Source organism: Pseudomonas sp. ACN5 (assembly GCF_002303975.1).
GTDB lineage: Bacteria > Pseudomonadota > Gammaproteobacteria > Pseudomonadales > Pseudomonadaceae > Aquipseudomonas > Aquipseudomonas laurylsulfatiphila.
Genome location: NZ_MRCP01000013.1, coordinates 139,033 through 155,626 on the forward strand (window position 1 = coordinate 139,033; position 16,594 = coordinate 155,626).

14 protein-coding genes are annotated in these 16,594 nt (G+C 61.6%); 7 read left to right on the forward strand and 7 right to left on the reverse strand.

Features of this window, described 5'->3' with window-relative positions:
• Positions 1-147: 147 nt before the first annotated feature.
• Positions 148-1,050: a helix-turn-helix domain-containing protein gene (locus BSF40_RS22950; protein ID WP_095966876.1), complete on the forward strand. Its 903-nt coding sequence runs from the start codon at positions 148-150 to the stop codon at positions 1,048-1,050.
• A gap of 44 nt (positions 1,051-1,094) precedes the next feature.
• Here the strand turns inward: BSF40_RS22950 and BSF40_RS22955 are convergent, their stop codons facing one another.
• On the reverse strand, positions 1,095-1,859 hold the full coding sequence (locus BSF40_RS22955; RefSeq protein WP_095966877.1) for an SDR family NAD(P)-dependent oxidoreductase: 765 nt from the start codon (positions 1,857-1,859) through the stop codon (positions 1,095-1,097).
• Between the two features lie 246 nt (positions 1,860-2,105).
• On the opposite strand from BSF40_RS22955, the gene BSF40_RS22960 reads away from it, so the two are divergent.
• Together BSF40_RS22960 and BSF40_RS22965 are read left to right on the forward strand one after the other, a co-directional pair.
• Positions 2,106-3,023 (forward strand): LysR family transcriptional regulator, encoded by a 918-nt coding sequence (locus BSF40_RS22960; RefSeq protein WP_095966878.1) that lies wholly within the window; start codon positions 2,106-2,108, stop codon positions 3,021-3,023.
• 163 nt (positions 3,024-3,186) lie between these two features.
• Positions 3,187-4,080, forward strand: coding sequence for a LysR family transcriptional regulator (locus BSF40_RS22965; protein ID WP_095966879.1), 894 nt, complete (start codon positions 3,187-3,189; stop codon positions 4,078-4,080).
• Here the strand turns inward: BSF40_RS22965 and BSF40_RS22970 are convergent.
• The 3 genes from BSF40_RS22970 to BSF40_RS22980 form a co-directional block, all read right to left on the reverse strand.
• On the reverse strand, positions 4,068-5,240 hold the full coding sequence (locus tag BSF40_RS22970; RefSeq protein ID WP_095966880.1) for a carboxymuconolactone decarboxylase family protein: 1,173 nt from the start codon (positions 5,238-5,240) through the stop codon (positions 4,068-4,070). The genes BSF40_RS22965 and BSF40_RS22970 overlap by 13 nt on opposite strands.
• Before the next feature lie 18 nt (positions 5,241-5,258).
• Positions 5,259-6,311: an alpha/beta hydrolase gene (locus BSF40_RS22975; RefSeq protein WP_095966881.1), complete on the reverse strand. Its 1,053-nt coding sequence runs from the start codon at positions 6,309-6,311 to the stop codon at positions 5,259-5,261.
• 64 nt (positions 6,312-6,375) lie between these two features.
• Positions 6,376-7,479 carry an alpha/beta fold hydrolase gene (locus BSF40_RS22980; RefSeq protein ID WP_095966882.1) on the reverse strand — a complete coding sequence of 368 codons (1,104 nt, stop codon included), beginning with the start codon at positions 7,477-7,479 and terminating at the stop codon, positions 6,376-6,378.
• 206 nt (positions 7,480-7,685) lie between these two features.
• Between BSF40_RS22980 and BSF40_RS22985 the strand changes: the two genes are divergently transcribed.
• Positions 7,686-7,985: a DUF4189 domain-containing protein gene (locus tag BSF40_RS22985; protein ID WP_095966883.1), complete on the forward strand. Its 300-nt coding sequence runs from the start codon at positions 7,686-7,688 to the stop codon at positions 7,983-7,985.
• 160 nt (positions 7,986-8,145) lie between these two features.
• Complete coding sequence (locus BSF40_RS22990; protein WP_095966884.1) at positions 8,146-9,885, forward strand: dipeptidase; 1,740 nt, start codon at positions 8,146-8,148, stop codon at positions 9,883-9,885.
• Positions 9,886-10,462: 577 nt separating this feature from the next.
• Here the strand turns inward: BSF40_RS22990 and BSF40_RS22995 are convergent.
• Together BSF40_RS22995 and BSF40_RS23000 are read right to left on the reverse strand one after the other, a co-directional pair.
• Positions 10,463-10,990, reverse strand: a complete 528-nt coding sequence (locus BSF40_RS22995; RefSeq protein WP_095966885.1) for a GNAT family N-acetyltransferase — start codon at positions 10,988-10,990, stop codon at positions 10,463-10,465.
• A 3-nt stretch (positions 10,991-10,993) separates the two neighbouring features.
• Entirely contained in the window at positions 10,994-12,478 is a 1,485-nt protein-coding gene (locus BSF40_RS23000) for a PLP-dependent aminotransferase family protein (RefSeq protein ID WP_095966886.1), read from the reverse strand.
• A 116-nt stretch (positions 12,479-12,594) separates the two neighbouring features.
• Here BSF40_RS23000 and BSF40_RS23005 point away from each other — a divergent pair, with 116 nt between their 5' ends.
• Both BSF40_RS23005 and BSF40_RS23010 read left to right on the forward strand, forming a co-directional pair.
• A complete protein-coding gene (locus tag BSF40_RS23005) occupies positions 12,595-13,359 on the forward strand; it encodes a sulfite exporter TauE/SafE family protein (protein WP_095966887.1) in 765 nt (254 codons plus the stop codon).
• Positions 13,360-13,535: 176 nt separating this feature from the next.
• Positions 13,536-15,662, forward strand: coding sequence for a TonB-dependent receptor domain-containing protein (locus tag BSF40_RS23010; protein WP_095966888.1), 2,127 nt, complete (start codon positions 13,536-13,538; stop codon positions 15,660-15,662).
• Between the two features lie 46 nt (positions 15,663-15,708).
• On the opposite strand, the gene BSF40_RS23015 is transcribed toward BSF40_RS23010, so the two are convergent.
• Complete coding sequence (locus BSF40_RS23015) at positions 15,709-16,539, reverse strand: oxidoreductase (RefSeq protein ID WP_095966889.1); 831 nt, start codon at positions 16,537-16,539, stop codon at positions 15,709-15,711.
• Positions 16,540-16,594 lie beyond the last annotated feature (55 nt).

Sequence of the window (16,594 nt, forward strand, 5' to 3'; positions counted from 1 at the left end):
TTTCCTTCAATGGGGTGCGATTCGACATGAACCGCCCTGTTGAGGAAATGTTGCCCTCGGCCAGCTCATCTGAACAGCCGACTAATTTAGATCATTAGATTCGATAAAATAGACAAGCCAATCACCCCATCGAAAGGGAGCTCAATCGTGCAAACCGCTGAGCGAACGTCTGCAACAGGCCTGGAGGCCCACATTCGCGGTCAGCGCCTGGCCGCCTCCGACGAGGTTTTTTCCAACGATGTGCTGGTGCAGATCTTTACCCGCGAGCGGATCGAGCAAAGCGTCATCGTTCCCGCCGTGGCTGAGCCGCTGATTGTCTGGGTACTTTCCGGGAGCGCCACCATTGAGGAGCGGGAGGCTGGCGAAGCGTGGCGGGCAAGTGACGTGACAAAGGGGGATTTTTTCCTCACCACCAGCGCCGTGCCCTACGAAATGCGCTGGCAAGTGACCAGTGTGGAACCCTTTGTAGTGATGCACATTTACCTCGGCCTGCCCCTGCTGGAACAAGCGATTCAGGAAACCGGCAAACACGTCACGGGTTCGATTGGTCTGCGTGAAATATCCGGGGGGCGTGACCAGACTTTATCGTTGTTGTTCGAACAGTTCAGAGTCGAACTGCGATCCCGGGGAGAAACCAGCCCGCTGCTGATGCAAGGCATCGCCCAGTGCATCGCCGTACACCTGGCACGCCATTATCTGGATGCGCAAGCCGATAACATCGTGCAGCGCAACGCCCTGCCGGCCTTCAAGCTCAGGCGTGTGGTGAATGCAATGGAGCAGTCGCTGGGTGAGACGTTTTGCCTGGGGGACCTGGCCACCGCAGCCGGGATGAGCGAGTACCACTTCAGCCGCCTGTTCAAACGCGCCACGGGGCTTTCACCCTCGCGCTACTTCATCAGGCTGAGAATGACCAAGGCCAGGCAACTGCTGATCGAAACCGACATGAGCATCATCGATGCCGGACTTGAGGTCGGGTACAGCAGCGCCAGCCATTTTTCCCAGGCATTCAAACGGGAGGTCGGCGTTCCGCCCAGTCATTACCGCAAATGAAAACGCGGCACGGCGCTCGCCGTGCCGCAAGTACAACCGGCCAATCAACTGCCCACGGGAATGCTCATGCCGCCATCGGCCATGACCACCGAGCCGACAATGAAACTGGCGCGCTCGGAGGCCAGGAACGCCACGATCTCGGCGATTTCATCGGGCGAAGCCGCACGGCCGATCGGTGCCGACTTGCCGTGCTCTTGCAGGAAACCCGGGCCATCTTCCATGAAGTGATTGAGCAGATTGGTGACCACGTCGCCCACGCCAATCGCATTGACCCGAATACCGTGCTCTATCGCTTCCAGGGCCTGGGTTCGGGTCAGTTGCGCCAGGGCCCCTTTCGATGCGGTGTAGGCCGCGATGCCCGGGAACGCGAAGTAGGAGGCATAGGACGCGATGTTGACGATGGCGCCTGACTTTTGCTTCATCATTTCTTTCGCCGCTTCACGGGAATGAAGGAACGCGCCCGTCACGTTGGTCTCCATCTGCCAGCTCCAGTCCTCGCGCGTCATCTCGACCAGAGGCTTGTAGATGATCCGTCCCGCGTTGTTGACCAGCACATCGAGCTTGCCGAAGTGCTGAACGGCCAGGGCAACCGCTTGTTCCGCCGAGCCATCGACCGTGATGTCGGCCACGAATGGCACCAGGCCCGGACGCTCGAGGGCGTTCACTTCAGGGTTGATGTCTTCGGCAATGACCTTGGCGCCACGGGCATGGAACAGCTCGGCGATGGCACGCCCGATACCACTGGCGGCGCCCGTCACAATCACGACTTTGCCGGCGATTTCGTTGGGGGTAGGCATAAAATCAGTCATTTCGTTTCTCCTTTCCAGAGAGCAGCTGAACCATTCCAGCCGCTGCGCATACGCCGTATGCGGGTGTCGCTTTCGACGACTCAACTGTCGCCGATCACGGTTCGCCACTCTTTAGGAGCCTTGTTCAACCTGTCGTGGTTTTGCGCTTATCTGCCTGGTGTTTCATTTTTTCAGCACACCGGGCAGATGCATGACGCTATACGATGTACCGGGATAAAATTGGCCATTACGTTCGAGGAAATTGGCATGATCTCTGACCCCGGAACACCGACACTGGACCAGCTGCGCGTGTTCCTGACGGTCGTGGAAGTCGGCAGTTTTGCCGCAGCGGCCAGAAAACTGCACCGGGCCACCTCGGTCATCAGTTACTCGATCGCCAACCTGGAAATGCAGCTCGGCGTGTCGCTGTTTGACCGTCAGACCACCCGCAAACCCCAGCTCACCGATGCCGGCCGCACCGTGCTGGCCGAAGCCAGGACCATTGCCAACGGTATTCATGAATTACGCGCCAAAGTGAAGGGCCTGCTCCAGGGGCTCGAAGCCGAGGTTCACGTGGTACTCGATGTAATGCTTCCCCCCGAGCGCGTGGTGGACGCACTCAAATCCTTTCGCGAAGCGTTCCCGACCGTTGCCCTGCACTTGCACATGGAGGCCCTCGGCGCCGTCACTGAGCGGGTGATCAACCGTGGCGCGATCATCGGCGTCAGTGGGCCCATGAATGAAGGCATCGACGGTATCGAAAGAATGGGCGTCGGCAGTGTCGAGTTGATTCCGGTGGCAGCCCCCAATCATCCACTGGCATCGAGCGACGCGAATGTTCCGGGCGCCGGGCGAGAGTTCACGCAACTGGTGCTGTCCGACCGTTCGGTGCTGACCAAAGACAAGGACTTCGCCGTGCTCAGCAACCGCACCTGGCGGCTGGCGGACCTGGGCGCCAAGCACATGCTGCTGCGTGAAGGCATCGGCTGGGGCAACATGCCGGCCCCGATGGTCCAGGAAGATCTGGAGAGCGGCCGACTGGTGCAACTGAACATTCCGGAATACAAAAGCGGCCAATATGCCTTCGACGTCATCTACCGCACGGATGTGCCACCGGGGCCGGCGGCGCGATGGTTGATTGAACGCTTCGTTCAACAAGGCTCGGCGCAGGCGGCATTGGCTTGAGGACGGTACTTGTCGACTTTCTGCAACCAGGGGATTGAAAAATCGTTTTTTCGAGCAGAGATCCCAGGGGCACTCTTTTGACCAGACCGTAAGCGTTCCAGGACAACACCATTACTCACTTCAGATGGCATAATCGCAACCGGTTCATAACAGGTGCGTATCAATGACCGTCGAAAGCTACGACCAACTGGCGATCTTCTCGGCCGTGGCACAGGAGCGCAGTTTCACCCGTGCCGCTGCCAGGCTGGGTATGTCGCAGCCGGCCTTGAGCCGCGCCATGCGCCAGCTGGAGGATCGACTGGGTGTGCGGTTGCTGTCTCGCACCACGCGCAGCGTTTCGCCGACTGAAGCCGGCGAGCATCTGCTGCGGGTGATCGCCCCCAGGTTCGAAGAGATCGACAACGAACTGGCCCTGCTCAGCGCGTTCCGCGACAAGCCGGCGGGCAAATTGCGGATCACGGCCGGCGAGCATGCAGCGATCACGGTTCTGCACCCCGTACTGGCCAAATTGCTGCCGGACTATCCTGACCTCAACATCGAAATCATCGTCGACTACGGCTTTACCGACATAGTGGCCGAAGGCTTCGACGCTGGCGTGCGGTTGGGTGAGCAGGTCGCCAAGGACATGATCGCCATGCGTATCGGCCCCGACATGCGCATGGCGGTGGTCGGCTCCCCGGCGTATTTCGCCCGATACTCAAAGCCCGTCGTCCCGATTGATCTGATGCAGCACAATTGCATCACCTTGCGCATGCCGACTCACGGCGGGCTGTATTCGTGGGAGTTCGAGAAGAATGGCCAGCCAGTGAACGTCCGCGTCGAGGGCCAACTGGTGTTCAACAACATCGCCATGCGCCTGCAGGCTGCCCTGCAGGGGTTGGGCCTGGCCTACATGCCGCAAGACCTGGTGCAGGAGCATGTCACGCAGGGCCGGTTGATACGCGTGCTCACGGACTGGTGCGAACCCTTCTCTGGCTACCACCTCTATTACCCGAGCCGGCGGCAAAGCTCGCCGGCCTTTACCCTGCTGCGCGAAGCCTTGCGCTATCCGGGCTGATTGGTCTGGGTGGCGTCCAGCGCCTCGGCGGCGCGCTTGGCGGCTTCAGCATCCCCCTGATCGGCCAGTAACCGGGTCAACTGACGCAATTGCCCGACAGTCAGGCCAACCCGCAGGCTGGCGGCCATGTGTGAGCGCAGTTGTGACTCTACGCCCGGTGTGGCGGCCAGCGCCGCGACGGTCGCCAGCTCCCGACTTTGCCAGTCAAGGTTGTCGCGCTCGAAAATGTCACCGAACAGATGCGTTTGCAGGTACTGATTGATGACAGGGACGAAGTCGAACAACGGCCCCTGGACAGGCGCCCCGGCAATTCGCGCCTGGTTGGCCTTGCCAACTGCCAGCAACTCATCGCCAACCGGAATGACGCGACCGGGCTCGCGCCCCGCAACATCCTCGATGCCCCGCTGTTTGCGTGCATCCACCACTTTCATCAACTCGCCAAGGGCATTGAGGCTGCGCGGGAAACCGCTGTAGGCGTAGAGCTGCACCAGTATTTCCTTGGCCTCGCTGACCGTCAGGCCCGCATCAAGCCCCTGGTTCAGGGCCGCATTGAGTCGGGGAATATTGCTCGTGGCCATGGCGGCGGCAATCAACGGAATGGCCTGCTGCCTGGACGACAATGTCTCGAAAACGGGTTGCGTAGCAGGCAAGGATTGCGGCGCAACAGGACGCTGGGCGCTGTACTGGGCATCGGTGACCTTCTCCAGCCATTGCACGCTTTTGCCCTCTACCGAACCGGTCACAGCCAGGTGCGTCATGCGGCTCGTCGCAGCGGCACCATGCCAGTGCTTGACGCCCGGCGGGCAGACAATCACATCGCCCGGATGGATTTCCTGCACGGGCTTGCCCCACTCCTGCGTCAGGCCGACACCGGAGGTCACCACCAATCGCTGGCCGGCAGGATGGGTGTGCCAGGCCGAACGCGCGCCCGGTTCGAAGGTGACGTAGGCACCGGACGCATTGTTCTCGCCCGTGGCAGGAAACAACGGATCGACGCGCACCTGTCCGGTGAAATAATCCGCCGGGCCCACGACCGAAGCATGGCTGCCTGCACGACTGATCTGCTGGGCGGCCCTGGGCTCACTGACACTGTCGGCCCCTGCTGCGCCGGCAAAAGGCGCCGCGGCGCACACCGCGATGCCAAAAAGCGTGTTTTTCATGATCAAGGATCCCTCGAGTCAGAGTGTTCTGGCGTAGAACGCGTTCAACTGGCCAATGGCAACGTCCACATACTCAGGCACCCAATAGGTTTCGATATGGGTCGCGCCATCGATCGTGAACAGTTTCTTGTCACCGGTTCCAGTGGCCTTGGCGAACGCCTGCTCCGACATGTACAGGCTGTCGGCCTTGCTGCCGGCGATCATCAGCAAGGGTTGGTCGATCAGTTCGATCTGGTCCGTGGCATCGAAGCTCATCAGGTCCAGCAGGCTGCTCTGGGTGTAGCGGAAGGTCGAGTTCGGATGGGCGTGGGTCTTGCCGTAATACTCGAAACCCTGCCGATACAGATCGAACGGCAGCCTGGCGATCTGTTCATCGGTCAGTCTGGCGTCGCCGACGTAGAGCACCTCCCCGCCCGCCGCTTCCTGCGCGCGGGCGGCCGAAGCCTGTCGCAAGCGCTCCTGGATCGTCGACAGTTGCGAGTCCCGGTAGCCATTGCGACGTACCAGCCCGGAGTTGAACATGCTCAAGGTCGCGATCGACTGGAAGCGCTTGTCGGTTTGCGCCGCCTTCAACGAATACCCCCCGCCGCCGCAGATACCGAGCAAGCCCAGTCGTGCGCTGTCGACGCCCGGATAGCGGGCGATGAAGTCCGCCATGCCATGGATGTCCTCGATGCGATACGCGGGCTTGTCGATGTTGCGCGGATCGCCACCGCTGGCCCCCTGATACGCCGCATCCGCCGTGATCGTGATGTAGCCCTGATCGGCCAGGCGCTGGGCATACAGGCCGGCGACCTGCTCCTTCACCCCGCCATTGGGATGCGCCACGACGACGGCCGGGTATTGCTTCGCCGCGTCATAATGGGCCGGGGTGTAGACGTTGGCGGCGATGTCCAGGCCGTTGAGTCTGTAGGTGACCGGATGGATGTTGACCTTGCCTGGTTCGTTCTTCACCAGCGCGCCTGCGTAGGTCAAGGTGTAGGGATTGTGTCTGTAGTCCGCCGCCTCGGCGTCAACGCCCGACATGCCGATCATGGCGGCCATGAGTGTGGCCTTCAGCGTGGTTCGCATCTTGTGAATACTCCTGACTATTCCAGTTTCCAAGGGTGTGCGGCAGCGATTGCCCTGCTCGGCATCAATCGAGGTTTTTTTCGGCGAGAAACTGCGAAACCAGGTCCGCGATCTCGACGTTGTTCAGGTCCGAAAACGGGAAGTGGCTGTTGCCCCTGATGCCGATCTCCGGCAAGTGAATGAGCCGCACGTCGCCGCCATGGCGGTTCACGGTGTCACGCCACAGTCGCGCCATCTCGAGCCGGGCACGCCAGCTGTCCTGTGCCGGTAAACGAACCGGCTTGTCGGGGATGTTGTCGCCGTAGATGATCAGGATGGGGATATGCGTCAGCGCCTCGAACTGCGCCTTCGATACGACCTGCGCCGAGAGCGTGTCGAACGCGCTGGGAATCGGCGCCGGCACCTCGCCTTCGGGAAATACGAAGCTGCTACCCGGCTCGAACGCGACGATGCCCCGCACCTGTTGGCTCTTGATCGCGGTCATCCAGCCGGGTCCACCGCCCTGAGAGTGGGTGAACAGGATGGCCGGCCCGGTCTTGTCCAACAGCGCGGATACGCCATTGGAGGCGACTTCAATGTCATAAGGACCGGTGTTGGGTGTCATCGAACGGAAGAATTGCTCCAGCGCCTGCGGCCCACGGGGAAACTGACTGCCCTCGAAAGGCTCAGGCCACAGCCCGATGCGGAACTGGTTGAACCACAGTTGCTCATCCGGCACTGGCTTGATCGTCGTTTCCACCAGGCTGCGCCCCGCATCGCCACGGCGCGGTTGGTCAATCAGGTAGGTGGAGAACCCGCGCCGCAGGAAGATGTTCTGGAAGCCTTCACGACCATCGGCCGTGGTTTCCCAGGACTTCGCCGATTGCCCTGCGCCATGCCACATGACGATGGGCAAGGGGTGCGCATCGACCGGTACCTGATAGAACGCATACACATGGTCGCCATGGTAGGTCTGGCCATCCGGCATCATCGGTTTGTAAGGATCGAAGCGGCCCGGCTGGGTGATCAGTCCCCCGCCGGCAATCAGGCTGCCTTGATCCTTGATGATCAGCGGGCTGCGCTCGCTGCGCTCGGCAGCCTCCACCAGCGCCCCGCCAGTCAGGGTGAGACAGAGGGTGCCCGCCCTGACGGCGGCATGTGCGTACTTGCGGATGGAATCCCGGGTCATGAGTGGCTCTCGACGTGTCATCGCAGAGATGCAAACTACCGCCCAGGCATTAATTAATGAATAGACCCAATCGGATAGCAGTAATACCAAAATCACATAATTCAATTGAATGAGGCAGGTCCAGCCGAAGGTGGAGGATGTCCTGAAAGAGGCCTAATCTGAATAGGCACGACCTTGAGCACGCCTCTTGATACAGGGGAACCGCAATGACGGGACATACAGCACGCCAAGGCTCGTCATGGCTCCTGCTTTCCCTGCTCGCCGCCAATCTGGCGCTGACAGCCGGATGTTCAGGCAAAACCACCACGGCTCGCCCAGCAGCCTCAAGCATCGGCTCAACCTGCTATGCAAAGGCACTTCCCACTGTTGGCGAAGGAGGCCTCGCCTGGGGCAACACCTTGAACATCGCTCGCCAGAAATCCCTGGCTAATTGCAAACGCTATGCCGGCCGATCGGGTGGCACGCCGGATACCTGCCAGGTGGTGTTGGCGGAATGTAAACACTGAAAGAGCGTTTTTTCGTTTCTGCGTCGCTTTTGCATTTCTGTGCGACAGATCCCACTTAAGGGACTCCCGTTTCACCGGCTCATGGTGTTAGTTTTGAAATGTTTCTGATCAAACGATCAGATATTTCTTACAACCCGCCTGCAAAGGAATGCCCCCAGCAATGGATTTTTCACTCAAGCACCTGGCTGCGACCACCCTGATGCTCGCCAGCCTTTCGTCGTTCACCAGTGCTGCCCACGCCAACATCACACCGCAACAGAGCGCGATCATCCTCAAGACGTTCAATGATGCGTCGGTCAAGGATTTCCGCCAGTTCCTGCAACCCCTGGCCAAAAGCGATGTCGCCAAAACCGACGACCTCGGCCCGGCCATCAGTGCCTTCCTCGGCAACAAGACGCTGTCTGCTGAGCAGCAGAACGAAATCCATCGTTTGCTGGGTCTTTATGCCCGGGTGAAGTACGGCAGCGCGGCCACCGAAACCCTGAAGGAGCTGGTAGCCATTCCGACCGTGCGCGTGGACGGCGTTGACCAGCACGACAACCCGGAATTCCTCAAGATTGCCGAGAAGATCAAGGGCCTCGCCCAGGCGTTCAACCTGAACTTTCGCAACATCGACAACCGCGTCTACGAGATCTCCCTCGAAGGCAAGGGCGATGAAGTCGTGGGCATTCACGCCCATGCCGATGTGGTGCCGGTGACGCCGGAGAACTGGGTGCTGCAGGACGGCACCCGCCTCGATCCGTTCAAGGTCACCCTGGTCGGCGATCGCATGTATGGCCGCGGCACCGAAGATGACAAAAACGGCATCGTGGTCGCGCTCTACGCCATGAAGATCATCAAGGAAGAGCAACTGCCGCTGGCGCGCCACTTCAAGCTGCTGGTCGACACCACCGAAGAAACCAGCGGTGACGCCATCCCCTACTACTTCGAGCGCAACCCGACGCCCAACTACAACCTGGCACTGGATGGCGGCTACCCGGTGGTGATCGCCGAGAAAGGCTACGGCACCGTCATGGCCAGCTTCGCCAAGCGCGCAGGCGAAGGCAAAGGCGCACAAATCATTTCGATGACCGGCGGCCTGGCCACCAACCAGATTCCATCGACATCGGTCGCGACCCTGGTGACCGACAAGCCCGCCGAACTGGCTGCCAGCCTGCAAAAGGCCGGCACTGAGTACGCCAAGCGCAACGGCGGCAACTTCGAAGTGGCTGTCAAGGTCGACGGCAAGGACGTCAAACTGACGGTCACCGGCGTTTCCGCCCACTCCTCCGAGCCCGAGTCTGGCGTCAACCCGGTGGCCAGGATGCTCGACTTCATCAATAGCCTCGACGGCAAGGTCGCGCTCAAGCACAACCAGATCACCGACGCCGCCCGCTACGCCGCCGACAACTGGGGGCTGGACTACCTGGGTGGCAAGCTGGGGGTCGGTTTTGCCGATGCGTTCATGGGCCCGCTGACCACCTCCCTGACGTATGTCGGAATGGATGACAAAGCCTTCAAACTCGCCGTCAACCTGCGCGTGCCAAAGGGCAAGACGCCAGAAGCGCTCAAGTCCGAAATCGCCACCAAACTGGACGCCTGGAGCAAGAAGACCGGGATCGCCCCGACCTTCGACCTGTCGATTGCCGAACCGATGTACCGCAACCCCGAGGGCGAATGGGTCAAGGCCCTGCTCGCGGTGGCCAGCGAAAACCTCGGCATGGAACACAAGTTCGGCACCTCCGCCGGCGCCACGTCCGTGCATGAGTTGCCGAACGGCGTGCAATTCGGCCTGGCCATGCCGGACGTCAAGTACACCGGTCACAACGACAACGAGTTCAAGACGACCGAGCAGTTCCTGCTGGACTTGCAGATCGTGACCGAGATGATGGGCCGCATCGGGCAATTGCCGACGCTTTGATCGGTTCTTTCACTGGGTTGGACTCGGACGCGGTCCCGTGTGGGAGCTGGCTTGCCAGCGATGGTCGTTAACGATAACGCATGTGAACCGGATAAACGCGGCGCACGTGAGTCCATCGCCAGCAAGCTGGCTCCTACAGTTTCAGCGTGGGCACGGTCCCCTGTGGGAGCTGGCTTGCCTGCGATGGTCGTTAACGATGACGCGTGTTAACCGGATGAACGCGGCGCATTTGAATCCATCGCCAGCAGGCTGGCTCCTACAGTTTCAGCGCGGGCACGGTCCCCTGTGGGAGCTGGCTTGCCTGCGATGGTCGTTAACGATAACGCGTGTTAACCGGATAAACACGGCGCATTTGAATCCATCGCCAGCAAGCTGGCTCCTACAGTTTCAGCGTGGGCACGGTCCCCTGTGGGAGCTGGCTTGCCTGCGATGGTCGTTAACGATTACGCGTGTTAACCGGATGAACGCGGCGCATTTGAATCCATCGCCAGCAAGCTGTCTCCTACAGTTTTCCGGGGATGTGTGAAGAAGATCCCCCTTCAAACCCGCCCTCCCGGCGGGTCCGGTTTGATGCCGGCTACGGAACCTGGGGTACCCGCCACAACATGGCGCACCGGCTACCAGGCTCAAAACCGCAGCCGTACTCTTGTGCCAGGATGTCTGCAAGGCGCTTGCCCAGAGTTGCCCCAGCAGTGACTTCAAACCCCAGCCGCCGGTAAAAGGGCGCGTTCCACGGCACCTGTGTGAAGGTCGTCAACGTGACACAAGCCAGCTGATTCAACCGTGCATATTCCATCGCCGTTTCAACCAGCCTTCGTCCCCAGCCCTGCCCCTGCACGGACTGTTTGACCGACAGTTCATGGATATGAAGATCGCTGCCGTGGCGTTCTGCACTCAAGAAACCCATGGGCCGAGCTTGCGTATCGACAACCACCCAGCAAGTCGATAACGCGATCAACTGCCTGTGACGATCGACTGTCATGGTGGCAGCGTCCGCCAGCCAACCCAGCTCATCGATCGAACGGAATGCCTGAGCGGCGCAACGCTCAACAGCGGGCAGCAACGGTGCATCATCGGGTACCGCCAGGCGAATATGTGCAGGCATGAGTCAGCTTTTCTCCTCGACGTCCCGAATCACGGCAGCAAGAATGCGGACCCCGTCATGAACCTGCTGCGGTGTCAGGCCGGCATAACCCAGAATGAGTCCTGCGGGTCGCTCATGCTCTGCGCACGAGGGTTTGGCAAACAGCGGCGAGAGCGGATATACGCCAATCCCGCGTTCGAGCGCCAGCGCCTGCAGCCTGGGCTCATCCTGAGCGCGCAGTGCCGATAACAGCAGTACGCCATGCAGGCCCGCCGCCATGCCGACCAGTTGCCCGTGTCCCGCCAGATGTTGCTCGACAGCCTCCAGCAACGCCCTTCGCCGTAGCTCATTCTCCCGGCGCAGGCGGCGTACGTGGCGCTCATAGGTGCCACTCTCGATCAACGAGGCGAGCACGTTTTGCTCCCAGCGCGGTGAGTGACGATCGGTCAGCCGCTTGGCTTCACGGAACACATGCACCAACTCCCGAGGCAGCACCAGATAGCCCAACCTGAGCTGCGGTGAAAGTGCCTTGGAGAAGGTCCCGACATAAATGACGCGGGCTTGTGCGTCCATCGATTGCAGCGCGTCGATGGGTCGCTGACCGTAACGAAACTCACCGCCGTAATCGTCCTCAATGATCCACGCGCGGTGTCGACTCGCCCACCCCAGCAGTTCCAGGCGACGCGCGACAGGCAGCACCGCCCCCATGGGAAACTGGTGCGACGGCGTCACATAGGCCAGGCGCACGCGATCATCTTCCGGCAGGGCGCCGGTATTGAGTCCAAAGGTGTCGACGGACAGGGGCAGCGCCACGGCGCCCACGGCCTCAAAGCAATATCTGGCCATGCGGTAACCCGGTTCCTCGAAGACGAACCCATCGCCGGGGTTCAACAAAAGCCGGGCACACAGGTCAAGTCCCTGCTGCGAGCCATGCACCACGAGGATTTGCTCCGCATCGCACGTCAGGCCTCGTGCCCGTTGCAGATAGCCTTGCAGGGCGCTGCGCAAACGCGCCTCCCCTTCGGGCTGCCCGTACGCAAGGCTCGGCTGGCGCTTGACCAGTTCGGCACGATAGGCGCGCTGCCAGCCCAGGGCCGGAAAGTCCCTTGATGCGACCGAACCGTAGCGGAAATCGATGCGCGCACCCGGCGATGCCATGCCGTAGGGCTTCAGGTCGGCAACACGCTGCCCATACAGGGAAAGCGCAGGTGGCAGCGCTTTGTGCCGCACCGCGTTCCCCCTGGCGTGCCCGGACGAGGGACTGATCATGCTCGCGACCGTGGCAGCTTTACCCGCCGTTGTCGCGACAAAACCCTCGGCCGCCAGTTGCTCGTACGCCGCCGTCACCGTGGTTCGCGACACGCCGAGCTCGGCCGCCAGTGCCCTGGTCGACATCAGCTTCGTACCCGCTGCGAGCGTGCCCTCTTCGATCTGCGCCCGCAGCCTGGCATAGATACGGCGCTGCGCACCGCGCAAGGATGCATCCGGCCCATCTGAAAACTGGCCCATGGAAAAACCTCAAAACTGGCACTTTCTGTGATGCAGGTCGTGGTCGACATTATGGATACCCGGCCACCCGGAATGAAATCCCCATTTTCAACCAACAACGGCAAGGAGACCGCCCCTTGGAACTGGAACTGACCGCCACCACACTCCTTGTCACCTTCGCCGGCGTCTTTCTGATCTGCTTCATGAAAGGCGCGTTCGGTGGCGGCTTTGCCATTGTCGGCATTCCGCTGCTGTCGCTGGTGATGGACCCGATCACTGCCGGCGGACTGCTCGCGCCGCTGTTCATCGCCATGGACTTGTTCGGCCTGCGCTACTGGAAGCCGTCCACCTGGTCAAAACCGGACCTTGGTTTGCTGGTACCCGGCCTGGTCGTCGGCATTGGCGTCGGCTATTGGCTCTTTCGCGTGATGGACCACCGCGCGGTCGCCATCGTGATGGCAGCGATCACACTTATTTTTGTCGGTCTCTGGTTCAAGGCCGGTGGAGAAGTCCGCGTACGCCCGCGCTCATCGCCCAAGGCGGTGGCCGCGGGCGTCACCTCGGGCATCACGACCATGGTCGCGCATTCAGGTGGACCACCCTTGGCGATGTACCTGTTGCCGCTGGGTCTGAGCAAGCAGCTCTATGCCGGCACCACCAGCCTGTTCTTCACCGTGGGCAATCTCCTCAAGGCGGTGCCCTGGCTGCTGCTGGCCAAGCCCACTGGAAACGTGCTGAGCCTGATGCTCATTTGCCTGCTCGCCGTTCCCAGCGGTGTCTGGCTTGGCTGGCGCCTGCACGCCAGACTGGATCAACGCCAGATGTACCGCGCCTGTTACGGCTTGCTGGTGGTCACCGCCGTGAAGCTGCTTTGGGATGGCATCGGCGGCTACATCGCCTGAGACTGTCCCGCCATCTGAACGTATTGCTCAGCCTGACCCGGACCCGGGCGTTGCAGTGACCTTAACGCCACTGGAAATATCCGGTGGGCAAAAAACCAAATTGCCATGTGTTCCCTTCGTTCATTCTTGCGTCGCACTGTTCATTGTCCGTTCCCTGTACGTCTGGAGTTTCCCCAATGCCCTCGCCTAATTCCTTGCCCGCCGCGCTGCTGGGCCTGGCCCTTGTTTGTCCGGCCATGACCCAGGCGCAGGGCCTTGAACTGGGGCAAGTGCTGATCGGGGCCGAGGACCAGAGTGACGAAGACCAGGGGATCGAGGACGCCAGGGCCCGGCTGGCCCAGGTACCCGGCGGTACCAATGTGGTCGACATGCGCCGTCCGCTGCAGGGCCGTGTGGCTAGTAACCAGGATGTGCTGGCTTATCAGCCCGGGATCTATGCCCAGTCGGCAGGCAATGAGGGGGTGAAGATCTCGATACGCGGATCGGGCATCAACCGTGCGCCGGGTGCCCATGCCTCGGGGTTGTACGCCATGCTCGACGGTCTGCCGCTGACCGGCCCTGGCGGCACGCCCTATGAACTGCTGGAACCGCTGTGGCTCGACCATGTGGAAGTGCTGCGCGGCGCCAACGGTTTCGACCGCGGTGCCCTGGCCCTGGGCGGAGCCATCGATTACGTCAGTCATACCGGCTACAACGCGCCGAAGTTGCAGGTACGCTACGCAACGGGCAGTCACGGTTATCAGCAGCGTCAGGTCAGCTCCGGACAGGTGCTGGGTGACTTCGATTACTACGTGGCCATGACCGACGCAAACGCCGACGGCTACCAGGACCACACGGCCAGCGAGAGCCAGGGCGTGATCGCCAACTTCGGTTATCGCTTCAACCCGAACCTGGAAACGCGCTTCTACCTGCGCCACCGCCAGACCGACAACGACCTCGCGGGACGCGTGACCAAGCATTCCATCGAGCACGATCCACGGGCGGCCAACCCCGCCTACGTGGCGCGGGACGATCGCCGCGACGAACCCGGCAGCACCTTTATCGGCAACAAGACCACCTGGTACCTCGATGACGATTCGAGCATCCAGACCGGCCTGGTCTACCACGACTACCCCATGGACTTGCGTGAAGGGCCCAACCGCCTGAAGGTGGCGTACACCGACGTCAGCGGCACGTTCGACTACAAGCGGCGCGACACGCTCTGGGGTCTGCAAAGCCAGAGCACCCTGGGCCTGCGGGTGACCAAACACCTGCCCAACGCCGGCGCCAGCGAATTCGTGCGCATCCCCACCGGCAACACCGCCGGTTATGCGCCGGGCACGCTGATGCGCAACTTCACCTACCAGGGCTCGGACACGGTCCTGCATGTCGGCAACGACCTGGAGATCGCCGACGACCTGTGGCTGACCACCGGCCTGGCCGCCATTTACACCCGCCGTGAAAGCGACGTCACCTATCCGCAGGAAGGCGGCAAGACCAGCCTGCACGACTGGGACTATGCCCCGCGCGTGGGCTTGCGCTACCAGCTGACACCTGACCTGCAACTGTTCGGCAATCTCAGTCGCTCGGTCGAGGCGCCGCACCCCTGGTCGCTGATCTATAGCTCCAACGTTCGCTTCCCCGCCGGCAGCGGCCCCGCCACAGGCGCCCAGCGCGATCCGGTCAAGCTGCAAAACCAGACCGCCACCACCCTGGAAATCGGTGGTCGCGGTGACAGCACCCTGGGCCAGTGGAGCCTGGCCTGGTACTACGCCCAGGTGCACCATGAACTGCTCTCGGTGTTGCCGGACGCCAACGCCACCACGCCGTACGAGCTCAACGCCAGCCCCACCGTGCACCAGGGCGTCGAAGCCAGCCTGCTGAGCCCGCTCTGGTCGCCGGGCGATGGCGGCCAGTTGAGCCTGCGCCAGAGCTACACCTTCAGTGACTTCCACTACCGCGACGATGACCGCTTCGGCGACAACCGCCTGCCGGGCCTGCCGATGCACTATTACCAGGGCGAACTGCGCTACGACTGGCCACAAGGCTTCTTCGCCGCGGTCAACACCCAATGGGTGTCCAAGGTGGCGGTCGATTACGCCAACAGCTACTACGCCGATCCCTATGCCCTATTCGGCGCGACTCTGGGCTACAACGCGCCCAAGGGCGACTGGCAGACCTGGCTGGACCTGCGCAACCTGACCGACAAGCACTATGCCGCCACGGTCACGCCGGGCTACGACGACAAAGGGCTGGACGCGGCACGCTCCACCCCCGGCGAGGGCATGGCGATGTACGTCGGGGTGTCGTGGAGCCTGCTCTGAGGCCGCGTTGGACAGGCTTTGAACCTCCACACGGCCCCTGTACGCGTCAGACCTTGAAGTCGGTGGACAGCGCCAACGCTTTCCACTCGGTCAGTTCCGCCTCCACTAAGCGGTTTTTCGCCTCGATGCGTGCAACAGTGTCGCTGCCCAACGCCAGGCGTTGTGGCGGTTTCGGGGCGTTGACCAGCGCGAGCATCGCTTCGGCAAACTTCACCGGATCCCCAAGCTGCGCATGGTTGGCGCCTTCGGCAAACTGGCGCATCTTGCCGACGGTTTCCTCGTAGTCCGGCAGTTCCAGGGCGGTCTTGATCAGCGACTGCTCGTCCAGGAAGTCGGTGCGGAAGAACCCGGGTTCGACAACCGTCGCATGGATGCCCAGCGGCGCCAGCTCTTGGTGCAGCGCTTCGGTAATGCCCTCTACCGCAAACTTGGTGGAACCGTAGACGCCCCAGCCCATGTAGGCCTGATAACCACCGATCGACGAGATATTGATCACATGACCGCTACGCTGGCGTCGCATGTGCGGCAGTACCGCGCGGGTGACGTTGAGCACGCCGAACACGTTGGTGGCAAACAGGCGTTGGGTTTCGCTGGCGCTGGTCTCTTCCACCGCGCCCAGCACGCCGAAGCCGGCATTGTTGATCAGCACGTCAATGCGCCCGAAACGCTTGATGCCTTCGGCGACCGCCTGATGCGCCTCTTCCTCGCGGGTGACGTCCAGCCGCACGGCGAGCAGGTTCGGGTGATCGCCCAAGCGATCAGTGATGTCTTGTGGTTGACGAGCGGTGGCAATCACAGCGTCGCCGGCACGCAGGGCGTGTTCTGCGATGAGGGTGCCAAAACCACGGGAAGCGCCAGTAATGAACCAGGTACGCATTTCAACTCCTCCTGCCTGCGACCCGAGCGTTGTTGCCGGGCCTTCTCGATGAGTT

Coding starts and splice junctions, on each gene's coding strand:
- BSF40_RS23015 (WP_095966889.1), bottom strand. CDS start 16,539: ATGCGTACCTGGTTCATTACTGGCGCTTCCCGTGGTTTTGGCACCCTC.
- BSF40_RS22995 (WP_095966885.1), bottom strand. CDS start 10,990: ATGCCTGCACATATTCGCCTGGCGGTACCCGATGATGCACCGTTGCTG.
- BSF40_RS22960 (WP_095966878.1), top strand. CDS start 2,106: ATGATCTCTGACCCCGGAACACCGACACTGGACCAGCTGCGCGTGTTC.
- BSF40_RS22990 (WP_095966884.1), top strand. CDS start 8,146: ATGGATTTTTCACTCAAGCACCTGGCTGCGACCACCCTGATGCTCGCC.
- BSF40_RS22975 (WP_095966881.1), bottom strand. CDS start 6,311: ATGCGAACCACGCTGAAGGCCACACTCATGGCCGCCATGATCGGCATG.
- BSF40_RS22955 (WP_095966877.1), bottom strand. CDS start 1,859: ATGACTGATTTTATGCCTACCCCCAACGAAATCGCCGGCAAAGTCGTG.
- BSF40_RS23010 (WP_095966888.1), top strand. CDS start 13,536: ATGCCCTCGCCTAATTCCTTGCCCGCCGCGCTGCTGGGCCTGGCCCTT.
- BSF40_RS22980 (WP_095966882.1), bottom strand. CDS start 7,479: ATGACCCGGGATTCCATCCGCAAGTACGCACATGCCGCCGTCAGGGCG.
- BSF40_RS22970 (WP_095966880.1), bottom strand. CDS start 5,240: ATGAAAAACACGCTTTTTGGCATCGCGGTGTGCGCCGCGGCGCCTTTT.
- BSF40_RS23000 (WP_095966886.1), bottom strand. CDS start 12,478: ATGGGCCAGTTTTCAGATGGGCCGGATGCATCCTTGCGCGGTGCGCAG.
- BSF40_RS22965 (WP_095966879.1), top strand. CDS start 3,187: ATGACCGTCGAAAGCTACGACCAACTGGCGATCTTCTCGGCCGTGGCA.
- BSF40_RS22985 (WP_095966883.1), top strand. CDS start 7,686: ATGACGGGACATACAGCACGCCAAGGCTCGTCATGGCTCCTGCTTTCC.